The 992-nt window shown below is 46.4% G+C and carries 1 protein-coding gene; it reads right to left on the reverse strand.

The genetic code is table 11. The features are described from left to right. On the reverse strand, positions 1-992 hold a 992-nt coding region (gene coaBC, locus ACWHAR_RS23590; protein WP_452088008.1), incomplete at both ends, for a bifunctional phosphopantothenoylcysteine decarboxylase/phosphopantothenate--cysteine ligase CoaBC.

Raw genomic sequence — 992 nt, forward strand, 5'->3', positions numbered from 1 at the left:
CGCGTTTATGCCCGTCTTTGAAAAAGATTGTCACGATATTCGTATCAGCACCAAAACCGGCCCCATTTGCTTTCACATCATTTGCCACAATCAAATCAAGGTTTTTAGCGGCGAGCTTTTTACGTGCATAGTGTTCAATGTCTTGTGTTTCGGCGGCAAATCCGACCAAAATCTGCTCTTTCTTTTTCTCGCCCAATTCTTTCAAAATATCGACTGTTCTTTTCAATTCTAAGGTCATGCCGCCGTCTTGTTTTTTCATTTTATGGTCAAATACTGTTTTCGGCGTAAAATCGGCTACCGCAGCTGTTTTAATGACTATATCACTTGCGTCATACACAGAGAGCACAGCTTCGCGCATATCCGCAGCCGATTGAACAGGGATAAACTCAGCAAGGCCTTTAGGCTGATCAAGTGAAACAGGCCCAGAAATTAAGGTTACCCGTGCGCCGAGCTGAACAGCAGCCTCCGCTAATGCGTAGCCCATTTTGCCCGTCGATTTATTGGTAAAAAACCGGACAGGATCAACCGCTTCCCGCGTTGGGCCGGCTGTAATGACCACATGCTTGCCTTCTAAAGGAGCGGATGTTTCTTCAGCAAAATGTTTTTCGGCCAGCTTTACGATGTTTTCCGGCTCTTCCAATCTGCCTTTTCCTACGTAACCGCATGCTAAATAGCCCTCACTTGGCTCAATAAAACGATAACCGTCCTGATAAAGAACAGAAATGTTTCGTTTGACTGCCGGGTGGTCATACATATGAACATTCATCGCCGGCGCGATCCAAACGGGAGCCGTTGCTGCCAACAATGTTGTCGTCAGCATATCATCAGCGATGCCGTTTGCCAGTTTTCCAATCACATTAGCCGTAGCCGGCGCTACGATAATCAAGTTGGCCCAGTCTGCGGCATCAATATGAGAAATGACGCTTGGATTTTGTTCTTTAAATGTATCTGTATAGACTTCGTGGCGGCTCAATGCCTGAAATGTCAGCGGT

Source organism: Bacillus sp. LR--39 (assembly GCF_053613335.1).